Genomic DNA, 26,826 nt, shown 5'->3' with positions numbered 1-26,826 from the left:
AGATGGACATTTGATAATGTCTATCGAAGCGGAAAAAAATTCGAACTATCGGTATTCATCACTTGCTATTCCGGATGTTTTGGATGCGATCGGTGAGCTAGAAGACATCCCTGATGTCATTTGTGCCGGGGGGTGGTGGCCTCGTGATCATGATGAGTATCTATATGGCTCCAAAACGAATGTCGGATATCGTGGTGTATCCGATAACGATGTCATCGTAAGCCAAAGACGTTTCCTAAAACGAGATGTGAAGTACTTTTCATCCTCACACGAGCGCGCACACTTACTTTGCGCCTTTGGCATGTCTGCTTTCCCAAAAGGAACTCCTTGCTATGCCTTAGTGTGGGAGGGCGGCATCGGTGCTTTTTACGAGATTGATTCAGAACTGAACATCACACTGGTTGCCGACGTTCTAGGTCAGCCGGGTAATCGATACGGTCTGCTCTATGGCCTAGCCGATCCGACCTTTCCAAAAAATGGAGCGTATCCCCGGAACTCAGATGCGGGGAAACTCATGGCGCTGGCATCATATTCGAATCGGAGCACGCCTTCCGTTGAAGAGAAGAAGTTGCTTAATTTTCTATTAAGTGGCCCGTACCAAGCACTCGACTCTTACGAGGGCATTGAAAGCGCGCCTCACTTCAATGTCGGCCTGGAAGACCATGAGTTTAGAAACTTTGCAGGAATTTATAGCGATGCGATATTCGATATCTTCTATCGGTTCGCGAAAAAACATTTGAAAAAGAAGCTTCCACTAGTTATTTCCGGTGGATGCGGGTTGAATTGCGACTGGAACACGAAATGGAAGGAGACTGATCTTTTTTCGGAGATATTCGTGCCTCCGGTCGCCAACGATTCTGGCTCCGCCATAGGCACGGCCGTCGATGCGCAGTTCCGCTTTACTGGTAATCCTAAGATCGAATGGGATGTCTATGCTGGGTTGGCGTTTGGTACGCTCGGCGCATTCAATGCTGATAGATATGACATCCGAAATGTCGATTCCGCTGCAATCGCCGATATGCTGGCGAGCGACCTCATCCTCGGATGGGTAAGCGGCCGATACGAGATCGGCCCACGCGCACTTGGCAACAGGTCCATCTTGGCTGCCCCGTTCCGAGATAGCACTCGAATCCGACTGAACGAGATCAAGCAGCGCGAACAGTTCCGTCCGATTGCACCTGTATGCCTCCAGGATGATGCTGAGAGATGGTTCGGATGCACACACGAAAGTCCGCACATGCTTTTCACTCATCGTGCAACGACGAAAGCTCTAGCAGCCGTCACGCATGTGAACGGGACGGCCCGTATCCAGACCGTCACCTCTAAAACCAACAAAAGACTTTATGACTTGCTTGTTGCGTTTAAAAATCGCACTGGGTACGGAGTGTTGTGTAACACGTCCCTAAATTTCAACGGGAAAGGCTTCATCAACAACATTGCTGATCTCGATGCCTACTGCGTTGAGCACGGATTGGACGGGTTCGTGGTTGAAGGGCGGGCATATCTGCTAAAGGTTTCCCAGCGATATCAAGCATACAAGGCGGTCGCGGACTCTTCAGTTTTGACGACCCGCTAACTGGGCGAAGACTAGCGGTAGTTGCGCCACGCGTCACGCCGGAAGGGGCATCAGTCGGACGCTCCAATCCGATGTATGCCCCTTACTGAGTAAGCGAACATTATGGATTCATACCCACTGGGATTCGAGGAGGACGATCGTCTGCGATCCGCCTTTATCCGAAACCTCACGCTGCATCAGCTGAACCGCTCGGCAACTTCGAATGTTACCGGATCGAACCTGGCTTCGAGTATTCCGAAGACACTCGTACAGTACTGGCACGATCCGCATGATGTGCCGGAAGACGTTCAAGCCTGTATTAACAGTTGGAAGAGGCTAAGCGCGGAGGGTTTTGCATTCCGGATGTTTAACGACGTATCCGCTGCCGAGTACATTACTGAGTGGTATGGAAAGTCGGAGCAAGAGGCATTCGCCCGATGTCGCCATCCGGCAATGCGCTGCGACTATTTGCGGATGTGCGTCTTGGTTGCAGAAGGTGGACTTTATGTCGATGCAGATGACGTACTGCTTGGAGACAACTGGAGAGACCTTTTCCATGACAGCGCGCTTAAGGTCCAGCCGCTTTGCTACGACATCCCATCTAGCAGCATGGTGCCAGCGTCAGAGATCTGGCGAAGTGATCTGCCGACAGACGAACGCATCTTTTATGTCAACAACGATCCAATAGCTGCGCCAGCCCATCACCCCGTACTGAAGCGAGCGCTGTCTCGCTCGACCGAGAAGCTTTTAGGCAAAGCTCGTTTCCCAGAGATCCAAGAGACGACTGGTCCCGGAAATATCACCGCTTCTTTAGCCGCGCACGCACGTGATCTGATTATTAGGGGGGCACCTCTCGACTTCGAATTGTTAAATGACTGGGAGTCAATTGCGCAAACACGTTGGGACCTTTCCTACCGTAACGACGCCCGCAACTGGCGCAACATGGACTCCCATTGAGGCTATCTGGAGTAGGAAGTTTCGATGAATCTTAGGGACGCCTCGGGCATATTGCGTGGGATAGCATTTCGGTTGCTACGTGCCATTGCTAGCATTTTTCCGGGTGGGAAAATCTCGGCTTTTGGTACGGGCGAAGGACTGATCAACTCGATTTTAATCATCAACCTTGACCGGCAACCGCGGAGATGGCGGCGTGTAGTCCGAGAACTCAGGCGGTTCCGCACGGCCGACGATGTTTCCCTTGCCTCTATAGCTCGACGATTCGCGGCAGTGGATGCTCGCGACGGCCGCGCCGTCGCCGCAACTGCCGATGTCGACTCGACATACCGCATTGGTGACCAACTATACGTCCAGCCGGATGCAAGGCTTGAGGAGTGCTTTCCCATCAACGAGCCGATAAAAATGACGCGGCAGGAAATTGCTGTAGCGAGGTCGCACGTGGAGGTTTGGAAGACCATCGCATGCGGGGCAGACAATTATGTGCTGGTGCTCGAGGACGACGTTTGGTTCACAACAGGTGCAGCGGCAGCAATCTCCTGTGGCTGGCGTGCCGCCATTCAACACTGTTGGGCAGAAGGAGGTCCGCGTTTGTTGTATCTGTCCTATGAAGATGCCGGGGGAACAGCAGAACGTGTTGACCTCTGCGATGCTCTTTTCCGACCGGTGCGGGGACTTTGGTTTCTCTCCGGCTACATCTTGTCGCGTGAGGGTGCGGCAGCGCTGCTACGGGCAATGCCCGTTATTGGCCCTGTGGACATGTGGTTAAACTATCGCTTTGGTGAGCTCGGTGCACTCGCCCTCTCCTCGCCTGTGATATTACAGCGACAGGACAGCGGCTCGGACAATTCCTATTCCGTGCTTCCTTACCTAGCGCGAGCGGGGATTGTTGATGCAGGCTCGGGCCCTATGGCACCCGAACGGGCGGGGGCGTTGTCGGTGTTGGCCTGGACCACCCGCGGTGAGCATGAACCGCTCGCAATGGCTTTGTCGATGTTGGGGTTGCGAGTGCGGGTGTTCGATGGTGATGAAGACGCAATTCGACCGCAAGACTTGTTGGAGCTTTTCGAGATGTTCGACGCTCTCGTTGACGCTCCACTAACGCCGGAGGCCATGGAAGCCATGACCGCAAGGACTGACGTAAGATTTCTTATGGAAGCGAAGGCAGTGTTTCGGTGCGAGACACGGCAGGGGGCTCTACCGCCTTCGCGCACCGCGATTCTGTCGTATGACGAGTCAGAGAGTGGATTGTGGGAACCGATCTGCAGTCTTCTCAGACTCACCGAGCCCGTGCAGTCTTTCCCGGTTGGAACACCACGGAGCCTGAGGATGTTTCGAGTCGGTAGAGAGGACGGCGCGCACCGGATTGCCCCGTCGCATCCCCAGCAGATTTCTTTGCTAGATGAGTCACCTTGGGTCCTCTCGGCAAAATATGGGTGGCAGCCGAAAGTACCCTCGAATCGCCCCATAACACCTGTAGAGGAGCTGCTCGTTTTCTCCGAAATGACTACAGCGACCTCGTCTTTTTCCGCGCTCATCGAGACTTTTCCGGGGAATTTGGTCTCGTTTTCGCAGGATGCTCTCGTTCATGATAAGGACGGTGCCCATCTCATCGTCAGCAAGGTTGCCAATGGAACCAGGCAGTACCGTTCGGGAGCCTTCGCGTCAAAACGACTGTTCGGATACGGTCGCTTTGAGGCTGAGATAAAAGCCGCCAGCGGATCTGGCCTCATCACTGGTTTTTTCCTTCACCGAGATGCACCGAGGCAAGAGATTGATGTAGAACTGGCAGGAGATGATCCTCGAAGCATGCTGGTAAACGTCTACTTCAACCCAGGTGACGATGACGCAACAATGAACTTCGGCTATAGGGGTTCGCCTTGCCGTATCGACCTCGGCTTCGATGCTACTTCGGACTTCCATGTCTACACGGTTGACTGGCGACCGGACCGTATCACATGGTCAGTGGACGGCCATGTCGTGCATGAGCGTGTAGGCTGGGACCCCACTCCAATTCCACATCTTCCAATGCGACTCCACGCAAACCTCTGGGCTCCTCGGTCCGAAGAGCTCGCAGGACGACTCGATCCCCATCTCTTGCCAGCGATAGCGCGTTTCAAAAATGTCTCGGTGTGGGCGTGACTCAAATCGTAGTTACACGGTGGCGTGTGCAAAGTGAGGTTAAAACCCTCTAGCTGGAATTAGTCGCACCAGGTCCACCCAAGCCCCCCATACCCAAGGATGGATTCTGACCTAGGAGTTGCTGTGTATGCGTGCGTAATTGCATTCCACTTGACCACCCGTTTGCAATGCCACTGACCAGTCAATTGCATTCGACCTGACCAGGCGGATGCGTTGGACTTGACCAGCACGCTAGGAGTCTTTCACCGGCAGAAGTTGGCCGATTGTGTTGAAAAAGTCGGCTTCGGTTTCCACTGTAGAAAAGTTCGCACCCGAGATTGAAATCTGTGTTTTTGGCAGAAGGTTCACGACTCGGATTTCACGTAGCAGCACGCAAAACAGGTGTTTTATCTATCTGTATCCGAGCGCTTTGGACAAACCGACTTTTTCAACACAATCGGCCAAAAGCGGACAGTTACGCAAAGTTAGCAACCCTTCCTTGAAGCGTGATGGCGTCTACGAAACTAGGGGCGATTCACACCCTTATCCTCAATCATCTCAAAGTAGGTGCCGCAGGGGCTGATTTTGGTTACAGCTCCAGACAGCAATGTTCCGTCTGGTAGAATAATTTGCGCATGACTGATAGCAGGCGATTTCAGCAAATCCACACCTAAGTTAGCCACCTGGACGCTCGTTTTTTTGGCTAGTTCTCGACAGATCAAAATCGGCTGGGCCGAGTACTTCGCCTGACGGCCGAGACCAGGGGCAATACCATAGGTCAGCGTAAGGTCGACCTCGCAAGATATTTCTGTTGGTAACTCGTTGCTTTTCATCATTGTCTCCTACTTCTTCTTGATTGGCATGGCCTCAAAATCGCCGCTGCTACGATACGTGAAGTGATGTATGTATGGGTAAGGTCGTCGTTATTTCGACGTTGATGTGCTGACTGGAGGTTTAGCATGGCGTGCGCTATATAAGTTTCCTCTCGGCATCCGAACATAGATGCTGTTAGATTCACGAACGCTCAAAGGAAAGCAGCCGGCCTGTGTGCTCAGCACCAAGTTGTCCCGGCCACACTTAGGAAGAGGTGATCATGAAGCTACAGGCATATCGGCTGCAGAACTATCGCCGACTGCGCGACGTCGTCATTGAGCTTGACGATGAGATTTCCATCTTCGTTGGCGCCAACAACAGCGGCAAGACGTCTGCCGTACAAGGCCTGTACTCGATGCTCCGTGGCGAAGCGAAGAAGTTCGAACTCTTCGACTTCAGCGCGGCGTTGTGGGCCGAGATCGACGCCATCGGCAGGACGCCTCCAGGCGATGAGGACGCGCCCAAGCAGTTGCCGTCCATTCTTTTGGATCTCTGGTTCCGGGTCGGTGAAGACGACCTCGCCACTGCAATGTCGCTTCTTCCGAGCACGGAGTGGGACGGTAAGTGCGTCGGGATCCGGGTGGCGTTCGAGCCTCAGGACGCCCATGCACTCGTCCGGAAGTTCCACGAACTGCATGAAAAGGCCAACAACGCTGCGAACGCACTGGTGGCCAGACGCAGTGTAGGCGCGGAGGCAGGTGCGGAAAATGCGGCGGCGGTGGTAGCGGATCCCGGCGAGTACAAGCCCTGGCCGGAAAGTCTGACGAAGTACCTCACAAAGGAACTGAGCAAAGAATATACGTTCCGCTACTACGTGCTCGATGAGCGCGCATTTGTCGGCTATCAGCCAAAGGAAGTTGATTATGCGCCGCTGCCCCTAGGCAAGGAACCGGGTGGCGCGGCGATTCTCAAGTCTCTGGTGAGGGTGGACTTCCTGCGCGCGCAGCGGCACCTCGATGACCCGGATGCTGGCAGCTCCGACCGCGCCGAGAGCTTGTCGCGGCGTCTGAGCCGTTTCTATCACCGCAATCTGGAGAAACGTGGCGACGACCATGCAGCGCTCAAAGCGCTCGATACCTCGGAGAAAGAACTGAACTTCCACCTGAAGGAAGTCTTCAGCGACACTCTCAAGCGCCTCGCCAAACTCGGCTATCCAGGCGTCAACAACCCCGAGATCGTGATTCGGGCGGCCTTGGATCCGACCACCGTCCTGGGGCAGGATTCCAAGGTTCACTACGTGGTTCCTGGTGCGATCACCGCGCAACTGCCCGACAGCTACAATGGCCTGGGGTTCAAGAACTTAGTCTATATGGTGGTTGAACTCCTCGACCTGCACGAGCAGTGGAAAGCCGAGGAAGACAAGCGAGCGCCACTGCATCTGGTCTTCATCGAGGAGCCTGAGGCGCATCTGCACGCTCAGATCCAGCAGGTCTTCATCAGGAATGTTTTGCGCCTCCTTGAGGATGCCAACGATCACGCAACGTTTTTCCACACGCAGCTCGTTGTCACCACGCACTCCCCGCACATTCTCTATGAGCGCGGATTCTCTCCCATCAGGTACTTTCGCCGTGTTAGCGACCAGTTGGACCATAACACCGAGGTAAGGAATCTTTCGCTCTTCAAGACGGGCGCGGCCGACGCTCCAGCGCGCGAATTCTTGCAGCGGTATCTGAAACTGACACACTGCGATCTCTTCTTTTCCGATGCTGTCATCCTGGTGGAGGGCAATGTCGAGCGCCTGCTCTTGCCAGCCATGATCGAGACGGCGGCCAAGCGCCTGCGTTCCTCCGCCCTAACCATCCTTGAAGTCGGTGGCGCGTTCGCGCATCGGTTCCAGGAATTGATTGCCTTCGTTGGACTTACTACGCTGGTCATCACGGATCTGGACAGCGTAGCGGTCAAGACGGATGCCGAGAATGCCGCCGAGCAAGACACAGGAGCCGGTGCCGTCGACGGAGATAACGAGGAAGACGACCTGAAGCCCTTCGAGCTCGAAGACGACGACGAAGCAGCACCGGGCGGAAAGAAGAAGTCCAAGAAGCGTGGCAGCACCTGCCATGCTCACGTGGAGGGTGCGTTCACGTCCAACCAAACCCTTATCAGTTGGATCCCTAAGAAGCGGTTGGTTGCCGAACTCTGGGAAGTCACGGCGGAGCAAAAAACGCTGTCGCTTGCCGAGGGGACCAGCGCTGAGGTTCGGGTGGCCTATCAAACCAAGGTTTTGGTGACGGTGGGCGCCACGACCTCGCAGCTCTGCGGCCGCACGCTTGAGGAGGCCTTCGGTCTTGAGAACTCCGACTGGTGTCAGGCTGAGGCTAACCGGGCGGTCGGACTCAAGCTGAAGCGCGCACCAAACAGCCCTGAAGAACTGGCTGAGAAGTTGCACGAAAGGGTGATCGGCAAGAACTTCGACAAGACTCGCTTTGCGCTGGAGGTCCTCGCAAGCGGGCCGCTCAACTGCTGGAAAGTCCCCACGTACATCGCCGAGGGCTTAGCCTGGCTCGAAACCAAAGTGGCCCACGAGATTGAGGCGGACGCGGCTATTGCCAACGAGGTCGCGACAATTGAGCCGACTGCAGCCGGTGTTGTCGCCGTTATTGCAGGCGCGGGGCAGACGACATGAGCAGACGAATTGATAGCCCAGACACCGGCGCCGACCGCGAGATCCACGCGTGTATTACCGAGACCCCCCCGCAGCCGTTCGTGGTCCGCGCCGGCGCAGGTTCCGGCAAGACCACCTCCCTTATCAAGGCGCTGGACTGGGTGATCTCAGAGCACGGCGCCAGCATGCGGGCGAAGAAGCAGAAGGTCGCCTGCATCACATATACGGACCTCGCCGCCAAAGAAATCTTGGCGGATGTCAACGACGACCCGCTGGTTCATGTCTCGACCATCCACAGCTTCTACTGGTCTATTACCAAGACGTTTCAGGCGGACATTAAGGTTTGGCTACAGAACGACATCCGCAGGCGGATCACCGAACTGGAAGAAGAATTCAAGAACTACAGCTCGCGTGTCCGGCAGACTACACGCGACAGGAACAAGGCTGACCAAGAGCGTTATGCCCGAAGCCTGGAGGCTATTGCTGGCGTCAAGACTTTCAACTACGGCGTGGGCAGTGACTACGCGAAGGGCGTCCTCGGCCACGAGGACATCCTTCAGCTCGCCGATTTCCTGCTGCAAAATCGCCCGCTGTTCCGACGGGTCGTAGCGCTGAACTTCCCGTTTGTGTTCATTGACGAGAGTCAGGACACGTTCCTGAGCGTAGTGAAGTCCTTCAAGGAAGTGGAAGCCCAGATGCGGCGCAAGTTCTGTCTCGGTTTTTTTGGCGACCCGATGCAAGCGATTTTCATGAGAGGGGCGGGGGACATCCCGCTTGAGGACCATTGGCGGGCCATCACGAAACCAGAGAATTTTCGCTGTGCCAAGCAGATCCTTGACGTTGCCAACGCCGTGCGTGCGCAGGGCGACGGCATGGAGCAAGTCCGCGGGCTGCACGAAAGGGTTGATGGAGAACTCAAGCCGGTGGAGGGCTCGGCCCGGATGTTCATCCTGCCGAACACGCTGAACCGAATTGAGGCCCTGGCGAGAGTCCGGGCGTGGAGTGCGGCGACGAACAACGACGAGGGTTGGACGACCCCAGACATCGCGCTCAAGATTCTTGTCATCGTGCACCGCATGGCCGCAAACCGGCTCGGCTTCGGTGGCATCTACTCGGCGCTGAACGATAAGACATCGGAGGGCATGAAGCAGGGGATGCAGGATGGCACCGGCTGGCCCGTTCGACCGTTCCTAAGTTTTGCGCTACCGATCGTTGCCGCCGTGAAGGCCGGCAACGAGTTCGCGGCGATGAACCTGCTCCGGAAGTTCAGCCCGCGTCTGGCGCCAGGGGCTCTTACCGGCCGACGTGCCGCGGCTGTATTGCGAGAACTGCACGCTGCTATGTCTAGACTTGTCGCCATGCTGGACGAGGCAGGGACCACCATTGGTGACATAGCACTCCATCTCTGTGACACGGGTCTTTTCGAGTTCGACGATCGCTATGCGCGTGTTCTCGGATTTGTCAGGGATGTTGCAGACGCTGCCCAGGAGCCCGAGGCTGCTGATGCAGTTCCGGCCGAAGGACTATCCTCAGATGCGGCAATGGCCAAGTTCTTCAAGTGCTCTGCACAAGAGCTTTGGCCCTATGAGCGCTATGTCTCAGAAGGGTCTCCCTATGCTACACAGCACGGTGTGAAGGGAGCGCAGTTCGAACGCGTCATGGTGGTGATGGACGAGGAAGAAAGCGACTACCGAACGTACAACTACGAACGTGTCTTCGCGAGCGCTGAGGCCCGTGCTGCAGATCGTGCACGAGCACTAGGCGGTGATGAAAACACTTGGAGCCGAACGCTGCGACTGCTTTACGTCTGCTGCACTCGCGCCCAGCGGGGGCTGGTACTAACGTTCTTTGTCGCCGATCCGACGACCACCTTGGAAAATGTCGTGGCGAGCGGGATCTTGCCGCGAAGCGCAGTCTTTACACAGGAAGTTCTAGCTGGATGGCCATAGACAAATGATTGCCTGACCTACTTGAAGCAAGAGCCGAGCGGTAGGCTCCCGCCGTGGCAAGTGGTAGCTGCCGGGTGGTAACTCTGCGGGTGTGATCGACAGCAATTGGCCGTTTTCTGCCCGTCGTGAGAGTCAGAAAACGACCCAAAGCTGCCCGTCACGGATTACAGCAATCGGTTTGGAGCAGACATTAAGGCTAGGAAAAATAACCCTACACTCCATTTTCTAGGATCAAAGCAACTGGAGCGAAACGACAGTGCGCTCAATGTGTGAATGAGTTTCTAAAAGCTCTGCTGCTGACTTTAAAACGCCGCATGCTAGTCCGACCACCGCAACACGATTCCATAGCGCTGGCGGCACAGGTTGATCATTGAAATCAGCATCATCCCGAGCCACTTCGTCTGAATAGGCGAAGTATTCGCCGATGGTCTGAGAGGCAATTAGCTCCTCCACTGGCCCCAATCCACCCGGTAACCCTATGCCATATTGCAGCCTGGTAGGCTCATGGGTCTCGATGTCGAAGCCAGCGAAGACTGGGCCACCAAGCTTAATTCCCCCAGCCTGAGGAAGCGCAACAGCTGCATCGAAAATTTGCCCCTGGACCACTACCCAGGAATGATCAAACCGGTAGCCATCACAGAAGACTTCACCAATCATGATTTCCGAATCAATCCCATGCTCTTTGAGCAGGATGCTTAGCATCGCGGAGCTTGAATGGCAGGCCCCACCCCAGCCGGTTCCATAGATGTGTTCCAGTACGCAGCGAAACACACATTCCAGCGCTATTGTTGGGTCTACAGTCTTCGGGGAAAAGTGATCCATGATGTCCTTATGTATAAACCTGATCGGCCTGGAATGGCTCGCACGATAAATGGGGGCTCCTTCGCGCTTCTGCAAGGCTGTTGACAATACATTTGTGGGGCTGCCATGGCCGATTTCTGCCGGTCAAGGCTAACCAGTGTGCTGGTCAAGTAAATGCAAACAACCGGTCAAGTCCATGCGATTACGCATATGCGCAAGTGCTTAGGGACGTCAGCTGAAAAAAGGTCAAACGCGATGCAGCTAATAGAGGGTTGGATCAATGCAATGACGTATGGGCACCCCCTAGATTTTTCGCGGGAAAATGGAGGTGAAGTATGGACATCAGAGATCAGAGTCAACAGCAGACCATGACTGCTCTGTGGCTATGTCCATAGTTCACAATCTTTCCTTTACATTGATGAACTATTTGCAGATCTAACTGGCATACAGGAGCCTGTTGGTGATTTCGCGCGAGAGATACAATCAAGAATAAAGCTATGGGTTGGCATGCCTGTGGGTATTGGGATTGGTCACACCAAGACACTTGCAAAAGCAGCACAGCACGCTAGCAAAGTGTATAAAAAGCAAACTGGCGGCGTGGTAGATCTACGCTCAGAACATGCGGTGAAATGGCTTCTACAGCGGATGCCATGCAATGAGGTTTGGGGCGTGGGCCGTAGGCTAACGGAGCATCTCAGCGCCCAGAATGTGACCACGGCATGGCAGCTTGCAAACCTAGACCCTAAAACCGTTCGCCAGCGGTACGGCGTGGTACTCGAGCGGACGGTGCGTGAGCTTAGTGGCGAGGCATGCATTGAGCTCCAAGAGACCGAACCTGATAGGCAAGCTATCTGCACCAGCAGGATGTTTGGTACCAGGGTGACCACTAAGCCTGGCATGCAGGAAGCGATTGCTGCTTATATGCATCGAGCAAGTCAAAAACTGAGAAAACAACGCTCGCTGACTGGCGTCATACGAATTGGTATTCGCACCTCCCCTTTCGGTGAGGGGCCTAAGTATTCAAACGCGGTGACTATCACCCCACCCTACCCCACTGATGATGTGCTGTTGCTCACTCGTTTAGCAAACGAAGCTATAAACACCATTTGGCGTGACGGATTCAAATACAGCAAGGCAGAGATATTGCTAATGGACTTGCGCAAGCGGGGGGAATATACAGAGGATCTGTTTACTCCTTCACAGTCGATTAAGTCCGATTCGCTGATGCGCGTACTGGATCAGGTAAACAGACGCTTCGGGAAGAATGCCGTTCATTCAGGGCGCATGCCATTATCACCCGATTGGGAAATGAGGCGTGAGCTGCTCAGCCCCAGCTACACAACCTCCTTTTACCAACTTATGAAATTCGCCGCTATCTGAGGCCTGGTTGTAAACCGCTATAGGTCATTCAGGTTCAAGATACAGAAAATCCTGCAAGGCTTAATCGGAAACGCGTTCATAACTATTTTACTTATGGGTGAAAGGCGTTTCCTTTAACTCTGAATGGTGTCCGATCCGTTCGCCGAATGGGCTTTGTAGGAGCAAATGAGTGTCAAAATGATCGACAAGCTGAGCCCAGCGATTTGCCAAGCACTTGCAGTTTGTTCATCCGTCAAAGCGCCTAAAATTTGTGCTACGGCAAGTACGCCGAATAGGAGCGTGCCCAGATCAGATCCAAGGGTATTCAAAGGTCTGGCAGTGCCTGATACCCTAAAGAAACGCGCCCAGTTATAGGCTTTCCGCGAGGCTTGAGTCTGTTCAATCATGATCATTTCCCTAAGCTATTCCGTACGTCCAAGACGGCCTTCGTAGGCCTCTAAAAACAGGACAAGCGACCACCCAAAGCACAGGAACAACGGTGGCCCTACGGCAAACGATTTGTCGGGCCAAATGGTCACTACAATGGTGGCAGCAAGAACTACTATTGCCTGCGTACCAAGCATCCACATTAGACCCTTGCGGGTGGCTGGGCGGCGAGGGTGATTGGCTGCTGCCTTAAGTATTTCAAACAGTCTGTTCATACTTTTCCTTTATTGCCCGACTTGTGACTGAGGTAAGCCAACCAGCTCAGAAAAACTATTCCGCTACCGCCCAAGAACAAGCCAAAAACAACCCGCATTTTGTCGCTCTGCTTCTGTTCACTCGCCATCATCAATTCCTATGACATAGGAGCCTTAGTCTCGCTATAGCCGCATGAGGGACATTTCAGACAAGCCCTCAATTCGGGTGCTTTTTCTTTCCCCTCCCACATTGCGTTAGGTCTTAGCTGCCGGAGGGAGAAAAGTGCCTTCCCATCAGTTAACAAGTCTCCGCAGCTTGGGCAATGGTCGTCCGGAACAGGCGCAGGTCGGTACTCAATTTGTCCCGCGCTAATAGCGGTGCTGGCCTTTCTAAGTGCATCACTTTCGGCCTGCCTTGCCGTCGAGCCTTCGCCAAAGAAACGCGAATCCGTTAGCGACCCGTCTGTCAGCCCCACCTTCACTTCGCACCGGTAATGCGTCGATGAGATTTTTTCGATGGGGCGAACCGTCGCGTCGTGTTTATCGTCTAATCGATGCGTAGCCATCTTGGTTACCAACAACATAGTTTGACACAGCCCCTCTCGTAAATCGGGGCCTGTAGGATGATCCGGGATCCACACGACAGCAACATAGACTGACACAGACGGGTCGCACTTCAAATACGGGGCTCGATTGGTAACAACATAGATTGACACAACAGCGAGAGCGTTCATTCAGGCCGAAATATTATGTGAGCGCGACCGGTCACTCACCTGTGCGGAAATAGTCTTTTTTCAGCACAGGCTCAGTGCGATGTCTAAATCCGTGTGCAACCTTCGACCAGTCCCCATCAGCACATAAACTGTGTTTTTTGTTCGAAATAAGCAGTCATGGGTGAAGGAAACACCCAGCGTTGTTCGGACCCAATCACCAGGCGGGAAGCGGCCTTTACTGTCTTGGATAACGGTCAAAGCGTAAACGAGAGCAGGAATTAGCTGTCTATCCGTAATGGCTTTTCGCTGACGTGTTGGAATGTCGAGATCCAATATTGCCCAATCAGCAACAAGACAATAGGCATGGGAAGGAAAATGCAGACTGGCGAGGGCCACAGCATCTGAGGTGGTGAGTTGGCACCCATCTATTTTCTCACCCGCAGAAAGCACTGAGACAAAATCTGCCAGATTCATCTGTACCTCCGGCCGATCAAAAAAACGATTCGAACGAGAAGCATCAATCAGCTTAGCTCCCATCGACACACGAGGTTCCGATGCCGAAGACTGGGCCATTTCACAGCTGGTCCGTCTTCTCCCCTCATCCCACTGAACGGGATGATTTCTATCTAGCTGTCACCGGATAAAGTGGGTTTTCGCCAGTACCCAGCTATGCCATTGCCGTGCGTGAACCCTACCTAGCGGTAGGTGCCGATGTGGGTGAAACCTAGTGCTTCATGGATGCCCGTGCATGTCGTATTCGGCAAGGCGACGCCGGTATAGGCGCATGAAATCCATGTTACTCAAGGAGCGGTAGAAGCCGTTTGGCTGCGGCTGAATCAAAATGACATGCCCTCAGACACTTGAATCAGCATTTCTTCGACTAGATGTGTGCCAAAGGTTGTAGTGACCATCGCCGATGGGCTTTCTCCCAAAAAACGGGCTTTGGGTTTGGAAAGCCATTGTTTGGCCTTCCCTTTGTCACCGAAGATCACCTCGGCCATGGCGGTAATATGTGCAAACCGGAACAGGCGATCGCTCTCATGCAACGTTAAAAGCTGATTGGCTGACAGTTTTGTTTTGAGCGTTTTGGGTTGAATGATTCTGTCGCGTTCTTCGTCGCTGAGGGTTCCATCATCACAAAGCATTTTGATCAGGCTGACCGAGAAGCCAGCTACTATCATGTCGTGAATGTCCAGATCCGAAGCATTGACAGAGATATGAAGAAGCGTCTCCAGACGCATGCGGTAAGCATGATAGACATCCTGACGCAGGACGCCAGCAAACATGGGCCGCACTGATGTTGCGTTGCACACGGGCGTCAGGACTAATGTGCCATTCACTACCGTTAGCTCCAGGTCGTCCCCAACACCTAACCTCATTTGGTCAAGCAACTCTTGAGGCAGATCAATGATGATGTCGCCAGTACCGTCCTCAGTTTTCTGGCATTTTACTATCCAGCGCTCAGTTTCACTCATGATCGTCCGGCCCTCATCCGCCATCAGAGAATGACACACATCATTATGCTTGGGCCCAGAGCTGACCAAAGGAACGCGCAATCCGCTGGTAGACAGGCACTGCCGCTGCTCGAACGCCGGATAGCGAGTGAAACAGCAAAAAATGGGGCAATGGCTATACCTGCCTTTCCACCTTCACATGGCTAAGAGCCTGAGCGTGATCAGGTAACTACACGAAAGGATATGACATGCACCCTGATGAGCTTTATGTTTCCGTCGACGTCGAGACTTCTGGGCCTATACCAGGCGAATACAGTCTGCTTTCCATTGGAGCCTGTCTTGTAGCCCAACCTGTAACGTCCATCTATCTTGAACTACGACCTGACAGTCCAAAACACGACCCGGAAGCACTGGCAGTATCGGGGCTGAGTCTGGAGAAGCTGGAGCGCGAGGGCCTCGCTCCGCAACAGGCGATGCTGACATTTGATCAATGGCTGAAATCGTCCTGCCAACCGGGGCAAAAGGTCATTTTCGTAGGACTCAATGCACCGTTTGACTGGTCATTCGTCAATTACTACTTCCACAAATACCTGGAAACCAACCCCTTTGGTTTTACCGCTATCGACATGAAGGCCTACTTTATGGGCGCTGTAGGTTGCAGCTGGCAGGAAACAAAATCATCCAAAATGACCGCTGCGCTGGAGCCACTCAGCGAACCGAACCATAACGCATTGGATGATGCCCGCTTTCAGGCAGAGCTCTTCGCACTAATGCTAGCGGGTAAAGGTAAACGCTGACCTACCTTCCACCGCACTGACTCGAAGCTCATCTGATACAGGTTGCCTCAACATATCTGCCGTCCCTGAACGACCACGCCTTGATACCTTCTGGTTTTTCGGACTTGCCGACAATAACGGCTATTGGGTGCGGCAGATCCTGCGTGTAACGTGCAGCAAATTTGGAGAAACTTCCGATGTCTGCCGGAGAGATCACCGGAACGGATTGGGGATGCGTATGCCAATAGCCCACCAGACGTAACCCTTGTTCGTTGGCAGCCTGGATTTCCTGACGGCACCGCTCCGCATCCAACTCTAGCCAAGACCAGCCTGACCGATCGGCGCGATGAGGCAACGTGGCCAAGGCCAGCAGCAACCCTTTCGGATCAACCGGGTTGACAAATAACTGTCCCCCTCGCTCCACGCCAAAAAGGCCCTGCCGATGACTATCCAAGATGTCCGCGACAGCTTGGGACACCAATAGCTCGGAATTCACCTCCGGCCATCGCCAGCGCCATGCGATATCCGTCATACCGTTTCGTCCTTATCTTCCGGCCATCCGCGCTCGAGTAAGATTTGCTGCGCTCCCTCTGGCAGTTTGGGACCATGGTATTGGCCTCCTAGGCTCAGAACATCTTCAGGCCTGTAGATACTGCTGACCCAAGATGCAGTGGCGATGTTGCCGGTCAATGCGCGTAAGGCCGTGTGCGACACCATAGAGGCGATATTGGTCATTCCCAGCGAGCCGCCTGGGATAAAGCTCTCGCCACACGCGGGCAGTGGAACAACACCGCCTCCCGGCCACTCTGTAAATCTATGCAGAAAATCGCCGACGTCCGTGAACAACTGACGGCCATCAAAGGTGCCGGCTGGTGCGAATAGCGCATGGCCTACCTGGGTATACGGTTCGCTCCAGGCTTGTAAAAGCCCCCAAGGAGCGCCGCTTGATTTGGCTCGCCATACAGTGACCTCCGACTGCCAGTCTGCTGTCGTGATCACCACCAGATCTGCGTTATCAAACACTTCTGGTTTGCTGCTCATCACCACTTCGGCAAAAGTCGCATAAGCGGTGCATTCTGTCGTCGGAAGATCTAACAGAATCTTGTCCCTCAACGCGGAGGCTTTCAGTCTACCTAGGCTATCCGCTCCCAGAACGTGCCTCCCCAGATTGGCTGACACCAAAGTGTCAGGATCGATGAGGGTAAGGTGGCCGACACCGGATCGTGCCAATTGTATTGCCACCGCACTGCCTAACGAGCCAACGCCAACACAAACGACTCGAGCATTTTCAAGGTGCTGTGCAGTACCGCTTATATCGCGGGACAGAATGGACGCTCGATCAAGCACGTCCAGGGCAGTTGCTCGGACGAGCGCCGGAGGATGTGCATTTGCGATAGCTGGCCGACGGCGCGCTGTACGCAAGCCAAACTTTGCCCCCCGCTCCTGCTGTACGCCGAGCGAGCGCACATTGAGGCAATATGTTGGAGCATCTGCCCCTCCTGGAAGCTCCAGAACAATCCATCGACTCGCCAACGTTCCATGCAGCTCAAACCATGCCAGCAATTGCTCGGCATCGTCTGGTTGAAGGTGTGGCGTGAGCCACAGCAATAAATCTTCCGGATCCGGGGTGCGGATATCCGGATAAGTCTGAAGCTTGACGTAAAAACCGGGAGTTTCGGCCGCGCGAATGACAGCGGAGCGCCCGACAACCCGTCGGTAATGCCCTTTGAGTGCAGCTACGTTCGATGCTAACCAAACCGTTTCCTGACCGGATGGCATAACCCGGCGCGGATCGCTGAGAGCAAACAACTGCGAGGCGGCCTGAGGGCGATCCAACAGTAAGAGGTTCTGGAATGACTGACCGTGCTGAAAAGACCAGTAGGTAGTGATCTCATTCTGAAATTCGATATCGCGCGTTGCCTGGTTTGATCCCATCTTGGACAACGAAACGATCTGGGCCAAGCGAGCAAGGCTGTCCTCTACCACGACCTCCGGGGAGCCCATAATGGGGCGCTCCTGAAAGCCATGAAGGCAAAGCCCCGACTTGGTGGCATGCGGCCAAACCAGCCATGGAGAGGGTTCGACGTTCAGCCGCAAGAGTCCACGGGGAAAGTTGGAGGGGAAACCTATACGCAGTCGGCGCTCCTGCCCCGTGTAATCGGTGGGCAAGGGGAAGTGAAAGCACGCCGCTTCGTCAGCCCGCGTGGGTGCGGGCTGGAGCAATGCATCGGCAGCATCCTGACCTAGGGTGTTTCGCAGTGCGGCGATTCCGCGCTGCAATGGCGTCTTAATAGGATCAGCCAAGGCGTCCAACTGGCTTTACGCTCGACTGAGAGGTTCCGCCACCGCTGGCCCCTCCGAAGAGCGAACCCATCGAAGCAGAGTTTCGAGTAGTGCCATCCGGTCGGCCGGGCATCGTCCAGTTCGCAGGGATCTCATTGTTCACTGCCGTAATGAATGCCGGTGCAATACCGAAATTCTTTTTCACTGCCTCGGCAAAGGAATCGTTGGATTCAAAACTTTCCAAACCCAATGAAACAGATGCACTGGCGTCCGCATGCCATTTGGCAAATGCTTGGCGATAGCCTTGCCCCTCGCCCGGTCGATTCCACTTCTCTGCAAAGTTTTCGCCGTTATCGGCAGGATTGTAGACATAGCAGTCGCTACCTCTCTGCGCGATGTGCTGCGGCATCCTGCGAACGATTTCCAAAATTGCATCGAGCGGAGCCAGAGGCTTCGACTGCGACTCCTTTACGACATCCAGGTATGCGTGCGTGGCCAGGGTGGTGATGACCGCAGATATTGGGCGAGTATCAGCGCTCCTTGTCTTGATGGCCCATTCATCGCGATGCCGCTTGAGCAGCTTAATGGTCGCACGCAGGGGATCTTGATCGATGTAATCCTGATAATGCGGTAAAGGATCTTGTGTCGCGGCATCAAGCATCCGCTGGCTTTTGGCAACTACCAAGCTTTCCAGAGAGATTTCTTGGGCAGAAGCAACCTGCAACCAATTCGAGTAAGGGATAGGGCTGCTTGCTTTCCACCCTGTGACCCGATCCGGAACCTCCAGCTTACCTTCGCCGTTTGCTTCGCCATTTCCGTTGATCGCGCGGGCAGGCGTGACATCGATGTGGAAACCTGGATTTTCGTCGGCATAAACGATCCGGATGCCACGACGTAATTGCTTAACTTCTTCTTGAACGCGGGAGCCTTCCCTAAAACGCTGCTCAATCGCTTCTAGAACTTCCTTTGCACCAGCGCCCTGAGCGTGAGGAAGCCAAATAATCGCGTCCGCATCAATGGTGTCCAGATCCGCAGGCGCGCCGGGGATTGGCTTGATGGTCGTCTTCAGCCGCATCGAGCCTTGAACGAAAATATGGGCCTCAGCGAGCAGCGGGTTGTCGGAAGCCGAGAGGATTTTTTCCAGTTGGGAGTAGCGGTCATTGATTTTTTCGTACTGCGCTTCCGACAGCGAGATTTCCCGCGCGGCGCGAAGCAGAAAATATTCCCAACTGCTGCGCTTGGTCTGTTCGTTGCTCAAAAGCATTACATAGCCTCCTGGGCCACTGGACCCAATTGCAGTGTTTGCGTAAACCGATCTTGGTTTTCTTTGTCCCGATCGAAGATCAGGTATGTATGTTGATGCTGTGTTGTGAGCAACGCGCCAAACTCGATGGCTAATGCCGCAGGAATGGCGGCGAAGACGTGGATAGGGTCAGGAGTCAGAGCCTCAAGCTGGCTCAGTCGTATTTGAAGTGCGTCGCGAAAGGCATGAATCACCCGACGGTTCTGTACCATCGCGTAGCTTGGTTCTGGGATCGACAGCTCTGCAATACGTGCACCGGGTAGAGCGTCGGTCACGTCGCGAACTGGAACTTGCGCAGAAATGGAGAGCACCAACGCCAGTGGGCCATCGCCGTTGGGTGGAGGCGTAAACAGAAAACTAGGCGGCTCAGCAGACTGATCGGGCCAGCGCAAAAGATGCTCGCGGTGAAAAGAGAAGATCAAGCGTTTGGAACGGTCGCCGATACTCTGGCCCAACATCATCAAGGCCGGAATGTCGGCCAAGCCGACTACTGCTAGCGCGGGCGAATCGCCATAAGTGCCGCCGCGACGCTTGAGTTGCTGCTCCAGCTCATACTGGACGCTGTCTTTGACGTTCTGCCAATAGGTAGTGTCCCTGCCACGTGGTCCGGGTGCAGCGAAGGCGATTTTGATGCCTTGATCGAAGGCGGTTAATCCCTCGGCGGACATCGCAGTCAACAGATCGCGAACGGGGATATCGTTGATCGTCTGAAAATGCTGACTCTGGACGATGAGAGGAATAGCTCTGCCACCATCGGGGGTCGTTGCGGCGAGTCGGATGCGTTCCAGGTACGCTTGGTGTAAACCACTCAAATCATTTTCAGGATACCCATCTGCGTCACGATCAATTTTGTCATGACAACCTGGGCACAGGAGCATCAGATTAGCGGTATCGTTTGTGTGCGCCTCAGCATCATGATCCGCGCGTCCCCGAGGGCCTTTGGGACTGGCGGGCAGGATATGCGCCACTTCGCCCCATTTCATTGGCTTGCCGGCACGATAATCGAACGTCAGATCCGTGCCGCACAGTTCACAATGACCAGCGGTCTGTGTCCATACGATCCGCTTCGTCTCATCATTTGTGTTGAAGCGCCCGCTTGCGGGCTTAGCGTCTTCTTGTTCTGCCATTCCGACCTACCCCCGAGAAACATCCATGATTGAAAACGATGATGGCAAGATAAGATCATATTAGGGTCATTTGCCTCGATTTCAAGAGAGATCTAAGGGTGACGAATGCTGAGTCGGCTATAAGCAGGATGCTGTTTGTGGCTCATCGAAACGGAGTGTTCGCAGCGTTCGTTTTTCTGGCAAGTGCTGGTGGGTAATGGCACTGACCACAGCGTATGTATCGAAATTAGCGAGTTTATGCAAAAGACATAAACTTGCTAATTTCGATACATACCGCGCGTAGGACTGATGAGAACGGGCTGTGCAGCTCAAACGAGGCTGCAAGCGCAGCCCCTTTTGTATGCATTTTTACGCGTCAGTGCTTGCCAGGCTCAACGGACAAGTGTCGACGACGCATGAGGTGATAGGCCGCCGGGATCACAAACAGCGATAGCAAGGGCGCCGTAACCATACCTCCAATCATCGGGGCGGCAATGCGGCTCATCACCTCGCTGCCGGTACCGCTTCCCAAAAGTATTGGTAACAAACCAGCGATAACCACCGCAACGGTCATGGCCTTGGGTCGAACGCGCTGCACAGCGCCTTCACGAATCGCCGCAACCAGACCGCGCTCAGTGCGGTCGCCGACGTCTTCACGCTCGGCCCAGGCATTTTTCAGGTAGAGCAGCATGATCACGCCAAATTCGGCAGAAACGCCGGCCAGGGCGATGAAGCCGACCCCGGTGGCAACCGACAGGTTGAATCCCAACAGATAGAGAAACCATGCCCCGCCAGACAGTGCGAATGGCAAAGTGGCCATAATCAGCAGGGCCTCGTCAAAGCGTGCAAATGTCAGGTAAAGCAGCACGAAGATGATCAACAGCGTGGCAGGCACCACCAGTTTGAGTCGTGCGTTGGCCCTTTCGAGAAATTCGAACTGTCCTGAGTAACTCAGGCTCATGCCGGGCTGCAACTTGACCTGCTCGCTGACGACCCGGCGTAGATCGGCGACTACCGAGGCAATGTCCCGGCCACGCACGTCGATGTATACCCAACCAGAGGGCCGTGCATTCTCGCTCTTGAGCATCGGCGGGCCGTCGCTGACCTTGACCTTCGCCACCGTGCCGAGGGTGATCTGGCTCCCTAGCGGGGTGTAGATCGGCAATTGCTCCAAGGCACCGAGCGAGTCACGCCACTCCCGTGGATAACGCACGTTGATCGGGAAGCGTGCGAGCCCTTCAATGGTCTCGCCGACATTTTCACCGCCGATAGCGCCGGCCACGATGGACTGCACATCGTCGATATTCAGCCCGTAGCGGGCGGCGGCTTTGCGGTCGATATCCACATCGATATAGCGACCACCCGTCAGTCGCTCGGCCAGCGCAGAACTGACGCCGGGCACATCCTTGGCCACCCGCTCGACCGCCTGGGTAGCGGCATCAATCTCGGTCAGGTTGGTGCCGGCAACTTTCACCCCAATAGGACTCTTGATCCCCGTGGCCAGCATGTCGATTCGGTTGCGTATCGGTGGTATCCAGATATTGGTCAGCCCAGGAACTCGCACCACTCGATCCAGCTCTTCCACCAGTTTTTCCTGAGTCATACCTGGGCGCCATTGCTCCTGTGGCTTGAACTGGATGGTGGTTTCGAACATCTCCAACGGCGCCGGGTCGGTGGCAGTTTCAGCACGACCGGCTTTACCAAAGACATGTTCGACCTCCGGCACGGTCTTGATCAGGCGGTCGGTCTGTTGCAGCAGTTGCGCCGCTTTCTGCGCCGACAATCCCGGCAGAGCCGAAGGCATATAGAGCAGGTCGCCCTCGTCCAAAGGCGGAAGAAACTCGCCACCCAAGCGCGACATTGGCCATAGTGCGCTGATAAAAACCAGCAACGCGACCAGCAGCGTGATCTTCGGTCGTCGTAAGACTGCATCCAGAGCCGGCTGGTAGATCCGGATCAGCCACCGGTTCAACGGGTTCTGTTGTTCACTGGGAATTCGTCCCCGAATCCAGTAGCCCATCAACACCGGCACCAAGGTCACTGACAATCCCGCCGCTGCGGCCATGGCGTAGGTCTTGGTGAAAGCCAGCGGGCCGAATAGCCGCCCCTCTTGCGCTTGCAGGGTGAACACCGGAATGAACGATAGGGTAATGATCAACAAACAGAAGAACAGTGCTGGTCCAACTTCAGCCGCCGCTTCGGTCATCACGTGCCAATGACGTTCACCCTTCAGTTCCTCCCCCGGATTGGCCACGTGCCAGGCCTCAACCTTCTTGTGCGCGTTTTCAATCATCACCACGGCAGCGTCGACCATGGCACCGATGGCGATGGCAATTCCGCCTAGGGACATGATGTTGGCGTTGATCCCTTGATAGCGCATCACGATGAAGGCGATCAGCACCCCCACCGGCAGGGAGATGATTGCCACCAGAGATGAACGCAGGTGCCAGAGGAAGATGCCACACACCAACGCGACGACGATGAACTCTTCGAGCAGTTTGTGGCTGAGATTTTCCACCGCGCGGTCGATTAGTTTGCTGCGGTCGTAGGTGGTGACGATTTCCACCCCCGCCGGCAAGCTGCTTTTCAGTTCGTCGAGTTTGGCTTTGACCGCCGCAATGGTCTCCCGAGCATTCTTGCCGCTGCGCAAAATCACCACGCCACCGACGGTCTCGCCTTCACCGTCGAGTTCAGTAATGCCACGCCGCATTTCCGGTCCCAACTGAATGGTGGCGACATCGCCAAGGGTCACCGGCACACCGCCCGATCCCAGCTTGAGTGGGATCGCCCGAAAATCATTGAGCGTTTTCAAGTAGCCGGAAGCCCGCACAATGAACTCGGTCTCTGCCATCTCCAGGACGGCACCACCGGTTTCCTGATTGGCCTTGCCGATCGCGTCGGCCACCTCGGCCTGCGTGATACCGAAGCTGGCCAGTTTGAGCGGATCAAGCTGCACCTGGTACTGCTTGACCATGCCACCCACGGTGGCCACCTCGGCAACGTTGGGCAGAGTCTTGAGTTCGAACTTGAGGAACCAGTCCTGAAGTGCACGAAGTTGCGCCAGATCGTGTCCGCCATTGCGATCTACCAGCGCGTACTGGAAAATCCAGCCCACTCCTGTCGCATCCGGCCCCAACGCCGGTTTGGCGCTGGCCGGCAAGCGACTTTGTATTTGGCTCAGGTACTCCAACACCCGCGAGCGGGCCCAATACAAGTCAGTACCGTCTTCGAACAGCACATAGACAAAGCTGTCACCAAAGAAGGAGTAGCCGCGCACGGTCTTGGCGCCAGGCACCGAAAGCATGGTGGTGGCCAACGGATAGGTCACCTGGTTCTCGACGATCTGCGGTGCCTGTCCCGGATACGGGGTGCGGATGATCACCTGAACATCGGAGAGATCCGGCAGCGCATCGATGGGCGTGCTCTGCACCGACCAAATGCCCCAAGCCGTGACGAACAGTGTCGCCAGTAGCACCAGGAATCGGTTGGCCACTGACCAACGAATCAGGGCAGCAATCATAGCTGGCCCCCTGATTTCCCTAGACGCTCAACACGCAAGCCATCGTCGGTTTGACTCACTGCAATCCGGACCTTGTCGCCCGTTTTGAGGCCCTGCATCAGCGCCGGATTGGCGAGCGGGAACGTCATCGTCATGCCAGGCATGCCCAGCGTTTTGAAGGGGCCATGGGCGAGTGTGACTTCTTTGTCGTTGATCTCAACGATCTGCCCATCCGCCTCATGAAAACTGGAGGCTGCTGCGCTGGGTGGTGACTGTTCCTCTGAGTTTGCAACGATACCCTTGAGACTGGCCTCCGAGTCGAGCAGGAACTGGCCAGAGGTAACCACCTTCTGGCCCTCTTCCAGACCTTTCAAGATCGCCGTCTTGCCATCGTTTTCCTGCCCGATCAACACTTCAACAGGACGATAGCGGCCAGCGTCTTCAGCGAGCATCACCAGGGCACGTCGACCGGTGCGAATGACGGCCTCGCTCGGCACCCACAACACACTTTGCTCCGTTGAACGATTGAGGCTCACTCGTGCGGTCATACCCGGCCTGAGACGGCCTTCTGGGTTAGGTAACTCGACGCGGACGCGAAGGGTGCGGCTATCCGGATTGGTTTCCGGAAGAATCGCGCTGACGACGCCCTTGAGCACAACCCCAGGGAACGCGGGCAAACGCGCCTCTGCCGCTTGCCCCATGAGGATCGATCCAGATTCAGTCTCCGGAACGGCCAGGGCCAGCCAGACGCTACTCAAACCATTAACGCGTGCCAGTGTCTCGCCGGCGGCCACCGTCATACCCTCGCGCACATTGAGCTCTTGCAGCACACCACTAATAGGGCTGGTGAGGGTCAGGTTTGGTTGGACTTTGCCACTGCGCTCTACTTGAGCAATTGATGCCGCCGGCATCCCGGTGAGCCGCAAGCGCTGGCGAGCCGCTGCCAGCAAGCCCGCATCGCCACTGCGCTTGAGTGCGAGAAACTCCTCCTGAGCCGCAGCCCACTCAGGTACAAGGATATCCGCCATGGCGGCATTGGCTTTGATCACGTCGCCAGGAGCATGGGCATACACGCGCTCGACGAAACCCGCCGTACGGGCTTGAATGACGGCGACGTCCCGCTCGTTGAAAGCCAACACACCGACAACCTCCAGACTCGAAGCAAACACACCTCGACTGACGGTAGCCAGTCGCACACCGAGATTCTGAGTCAGGCTTGGATCAATGCGAACGGATGCGCTGTCCCCTTTGATGTCGGCGTACTGAGGGACCAACTGCATGTCCATGAAGGGCGACTTACCCGGCTTATCGAACTTTTGCTGCGGGGACATAGGGTCGTACCAATACAGTACTTTGCGTTCGTCCAGAGAGGGGAGGCTCTGCTCTGGGGCTGCACCAGGTACTTCGCTCATGCCCTGCTGAGCGAACCAGTAACCACCGGCAACACCCAATACCAGCGAGAGGCCTACCAGCAATGCCCCGTTCCACTTTCTAAGGTTCATTGGCTGGACTCCCCGTAGGCGAAATACAGGCGCGCGCTGGTCAGCGCTCGCTGCTCTTCCACATCAATCTGCTTGAGACGGGCTTCGATGAGCTCGCGGCGGGCGGCGACAACGGAGCTCAAATCGCCTTTGCCGGACCGATAGCTGGCCATGCTGAGCTCGACCTTTTCCTTGGCCAAGGGCAATAGGCTGTCCTGGGTTCGATGCACGGCACGATTCAGGCGTTCATAGTCGGCCAGCTCGTCCTCCAGTTGCTGGGTATGCTCGCGTGACAGCGCTTCGCGCTCAGCCTCAAGCTGGTTGAGTTCAGCGTGTTTGGCCGCAATCTTGGGGTTTTGCCGAGAATCAGGAAACAGTGGTAGATCCCAGGAAAGTTGCACGCTGACCATGTCGCCGAACTGTCGACCACGATGCTGATAGTCGACTTCCCAGCTCCAATCCGACTGTTTTTCCGCCTCGGCTTCACGGACCTTGGCTTGCGCTTCGCGGGTCATAGGCTCAAACGCTGCCAATTCTGGGTGATGTTGCAGCTTATGAGAGTAGCCAGAGGCTTCGACAGGCCATTCAGGCAAGCTGCCCACAGGTTTGTCGTTGGCGGCCGGGCCAATCCAGCGCTTCAGAGCCGCTCGGGCCTGCGCTCTCTGGCGAATCAGATCGTCCTGCTGCTCTTCCAGTTGTGCCGCTTCCTGTTTGGGCGTTACTGCATCAGCAGGTTGAGCGCGGCCGCCGGCAATTTGTGCACGGACGGTATCGGCCAGCAGACGGTTTTCTTTGTAGAAATCCTGGAACAGCGCGTCTTTACGCTCAACGGAGAAGCTGTTGATCCAGGCCAGCGCCGTGGCCTGACGAACCTTTAGACGTTCGACCCGGCGCTCAGCTGCGGCGCGGTTAATGGCTGCATCAGCGACCTCGATGCGGGCTTTGCGCTTGGCACTGTTGGGCATCTCCTGACTGACTCCGACCATTTGCATAGTCATGAAGTCCTGATCGATGCTCCAGCGATCCGGACCGCCAATGGGGTAGTTCTGTACGCCTAGCAGCAACTTGGGATCGGGTAGTTCACCAGCGGGGATGGCCGCACTACTGGCAGCCTGAATTTTCGCGTCTTGTGCAGTCAGCGACGGCGCATTGTTTTCAGCCAGCTGCAAAGCTTCATCGAGTGTCAATGCGGCAGCGAGACTCGGCAATGCCAGTACGCTTGCCGCCAGGCCGGCCACGAGGGACCACCCTGTGCAATAGCACTTGGAGTTCATGTTCACGATTCCTGTGATGATCCACTGCGCGCTTCATCAGACATGCACGCAGATATGCCATCCCGCTAACGCGGAATGAGGC

General features: G+C 55.4%; 19 protein-coding genes. 7 read left to right on the top strand and 12 right to left on the bottom strand.

Annotation, left to right across the window (positions count from 1 at the left end; translation table 11 throughout):
- The first annotated feature begins 16 nt into the window (after positions 1 to 16).
- The 3 genes from MF6394_RS28800 to MF6394_RS28790 all read left to right on the top strand — a co-directional run bounded on the left by MF6394_RS28800 (position 17) and on the right by MF6394_RS28790 (position 4,651).
- On the top strand, positions 17 to 1,576 hold the full coding sequence (locus MF6394_RS28800; RefSeq protein WP_196492182.1) for a carbamoyltransferase C-terminal domain-containing protein: 1,560 nt from the start codon (positions 17 to 19) through the stop codon (positions 1,574 to 1,576).
- Between the two features lie 102 nt (positions 1,577 to 1,678).
- Positions 1,679 to 2,512, top strand: coding sequence for a glycosyltransferase family 32 protein (locus MF6394_RS28795; RefSeq protein WP_060765378.1), 834 nt, complete (start codon positions 1,679 to 1,681; stop codon positions 2,510 to 2,512).
- 24 nt (positions 2,513 to 2,536) lie between these two features.
- The gene (locus MF6394_RS28790; protein WP_060765377.1) at positions 2,537 to 4,651 is read left to right on the top strand and encodes a family 16 glycosylhydrolase; all 2,115 of its coding nucleotides are present in this window, start codon (positions 2,537 to 2,539) and stop codon (positions 4,649 to 4,651) included.
- Positions 4,652 to 5,154: 503 nt separating this feature from the next.
- Here the strand turns inward: MF6394_RS28790 and MF6394_RS28785 are convergent.
- Positions 5,155 to 5,463: a hypothetical protein gene (locus MF6394_RS28785; protein WP_060765376.1), complete on the bottom strand. Its 309-nt coding sequence runs from the start codon at positions 5,461 to 5,463 to the stop codon at positions 5,155 to 5,157.
- A gap of 260 nt (positions 5,464 to 5,723) precedes the next feature.
- On the opposite strand from MF6394_RS28785, the gene MF6394_RS28780 reads away from it, so the two are divergent.
- Both MF6394_RS28780 and MF6394_RS28775 read left to right on the top strand, forming a co-directional pair.
- Positions 5,724 to 8,126, top strand: a complete 2,403-nt coding sequence (locus MF6394_RS28780) for an AAA family ATPase (protein WP_060765375.1) — start codon at positions 5,724 to 5,726, stop codon at positions 8,124 to 8,126.
- Entirely contained in the window at positions 8,123 to 10,054 is a 1,932-nt protein-coding gene (locus MF6394_RS28775) for a UvrD-helicase domain-containing protein (RefSeq protein WP_060765374.1), read from the top strand. Before MF6394_RS28780 ends, MF6394_RS28775 begins: the two co-directional genes overlap by 4 nt.
- A gap of 231 nt (positions 10,055 to 10,285) precedes the next feature.
- On the opposite strand, the gene MF6394_RS28770 is transcribed toward MF6394_RS28775, so the two are convergent.
- Positions 10,286 to 10,876: a hypothetical protein gene (locus tag MF6394_RS28770; RefSeq protein WP_096143128.1), complete on the bottom strand. Its 591-nt coding sequence runs from the start codon at positions 10,874 to 10,876 to the stop codon at positions 10,286 to 10,288.
- Between the two features lie 351 nt (positions 10,877 to 11,227).
- Here MF6394_RS28770 and MF6394_RS28765 point away from each other — a divergent pair, with 351 nt between their 5' ends.
- Positions 11,228 to 12,235 carry a Y-family DNA polymerase gene (locus MF6394_RS28765; RefSeq protein WP_078468041.1) on the top strand — a complete coding sequence of 336 codons (1,008 nt, stop codon included), beginning with the start codon at positions 11,228 to 11,230 and terminating at the stop codon, positions 12,233 to 12,235.
- Between the two features lie 113 nt (positions 12,236 to 12,348).
- Here MF6394_RS28765 and MF6394_RS28760 read toward each other — a convergent pair whose 3' ends face one another.
- From MF6394_RS28760 to MF6394_RS28750, 3 genes are all read right to left on the bottom strand, one after another.
- Entirely contained in the window at positions 12,349 to 12,621 is a 273-nt protein-coding gene (locus MF6394_RS28760) for a hypothetical protein (RefSeq protein ID WP_153046043.1), read from the bottom strand.
- 1,028 nt (positions 12,622 to 13,649) lie between these two features.
- Positions 13,650 to 14,042 carry a DUF6957 family protein gene (locus MF6394_RS34010; protein ID WP_074059250.1) on the bottom strand — a complete coding sequence of 131 codons (393 nt, stop codon included), beginning with the start codon at positions 14,040 to 14,042 and terminating at the stop codon, positions 13,650 to 13,652.
- 362 nt (positions 14,043 to 14,404) lie between these two features.
- Positions 14,405 to 15,043: an antitoxin Xre/MbcA/ParS toxin-binding domain-containing protein gene (locus MF6394_RS28750; RefSeq protein ID WP_228758830.1), complete on the bottom strand. Its 639-nt coding sequence runs from the start codon at positions 15,041 to 15,043 to the stop codon at positions 14,405 to 14,407.
- A gap of 227 nt (positions 15,044 to 15,270) precedes the next feature.
- On the opposite strand from MF6394_RS28750, the gene MF6394_RS28745 reads away from it, so the two are divergent.
- Complete coding sequence (locus MF6394_RS28745) at positions 15,271 to 15,819, top strand: 3'-5' exonuclease (protein WP_078468038.1); 549 nt, start codon at positions 15,271 to 15,273, stop codon at positions 15,817 to 15,819.
- 28 nt (positions 15,820 to 15,847) lie between these two features.
- Here MF6394_RS28745 and MF6394_RS28740 read toward each other — a convergent pair whose 3' ends face one another.
- From MF6394_RS28740 to MF6394_RS28710, 7 genes are all read right to left on the bottom strand, one after another.
- Entirely contained in the window at positions 15,848 to 16,330 is a 483-nt protein-coding gene (locus tag MF6394_RS28740) for a Mov34/MPN/PAD-1 family protein (RefSeq protein ID WP_017341627.1), read from the bottom strand.
- Positions 16,327 to 18,111, bottom strand: coding sequence for a HesA/MoeB/ThiF family protein (locus MF6394_RS28735; RefSeq protein WP_031319187.1), 1,785 nt, complete (start codon positions 18,109 to 18,111; stop codon positions 16,327 to 16,329). Before MF6394_RS28735 ends, MF6394_RS28740 begins: the two co-directional genes overlap by 4 nt.
- Positions 18,095 to 19,345 (bottom strand): nucleotidyltransferase domain-containing protein, encoded by a 1,251-nt coding sequence (locus tag MF6394_RS28730; RefSeq protein WP_019821279.1) that lies wholly within the window; start codon positions 19,343 to 19,345, stop codon positions 18,095 to 18,097. Before MF6394_RS28730 ends, MF6394_RS28735 begins: the two co-directional genes overlap by 17 nt.
- Positions 19,345 to 20,511 (bottom strand): SAVED domain-containing protein, encoded by a 1,167-nt coding sequence (locus MF6394_RS28725; RefSeq protein WP_019821280.1) that lies wholly within the window; start codon positions 20,509 to 20,511, stop codon positions 19,345 to 19,347. The genes MF6394_RS28730 and MF6394_RS28725 overlap by 1 nt, the downstream gene beginning before the upstream one ends.
- A 355-nt stretch (positions 20,512 to 20,866) precedes the next feature.
- Positions 20,867 to 24,010 (bottom strand): efflux RND transporter permease subunit, encoded by a 3,144-nt coding sequence (locus MF6394_RS28720; protein WP_019821281.1) that lies wholly within the window; start codon positions 24,008 to 24,010, stop codon positions 20,867 to 20,869.
- Positions 24,007 to 25,491, bottom strand: coding sequence for an efflux RND transporter periplasmic adaptor subunit (locus tag MF6394_RS28715; RefSeq protein ID WP_019821283.1), 1,485 nt, complete (start codon positions 25,489 to 25,491; stop codon positions 24,007 to 24,009). The genes MF6394_RS28720 and MF6394_RS28715 overlap by 4 nt, the downstream gene beginning before the upstream one ends.
- Positions 25,488 to 26,744 (bottom strand): TolC family protein, encoded by a 1,257-nt coding sequence (locus MF6394_RS28710; RefSeq protein WP_019821285.1) that lies wholly within the window; start codon positions 26,742 to 26,744, stop codon positions 25,488 to 25,490. The genes MF6394_RS28715 and MF6394_RS28710 overlap by 4 nt, the downstream gene beginning before the upstream one ends.
- Positions 26,745 to 26,826 lie beyond the last annotated feature (82 nt).

The sequence above is a fragment of the Pseudomonas sp. MF6394 genome (assembly GCF_002018845.1).
Classification (GTDB): domain Bacteria; phylum Pseudomonadota; class Gammaproteobacteria; order Pseudomonadales; family Pseudomonadaceae; genus Aquipseudomonas; species Aquipseudomonas lactis.
The sequence above is the reverse complement of the archived record's forward strand: the minus strand, read 5'-3'. Positions and strand labels throughout refer to the sequence as shown.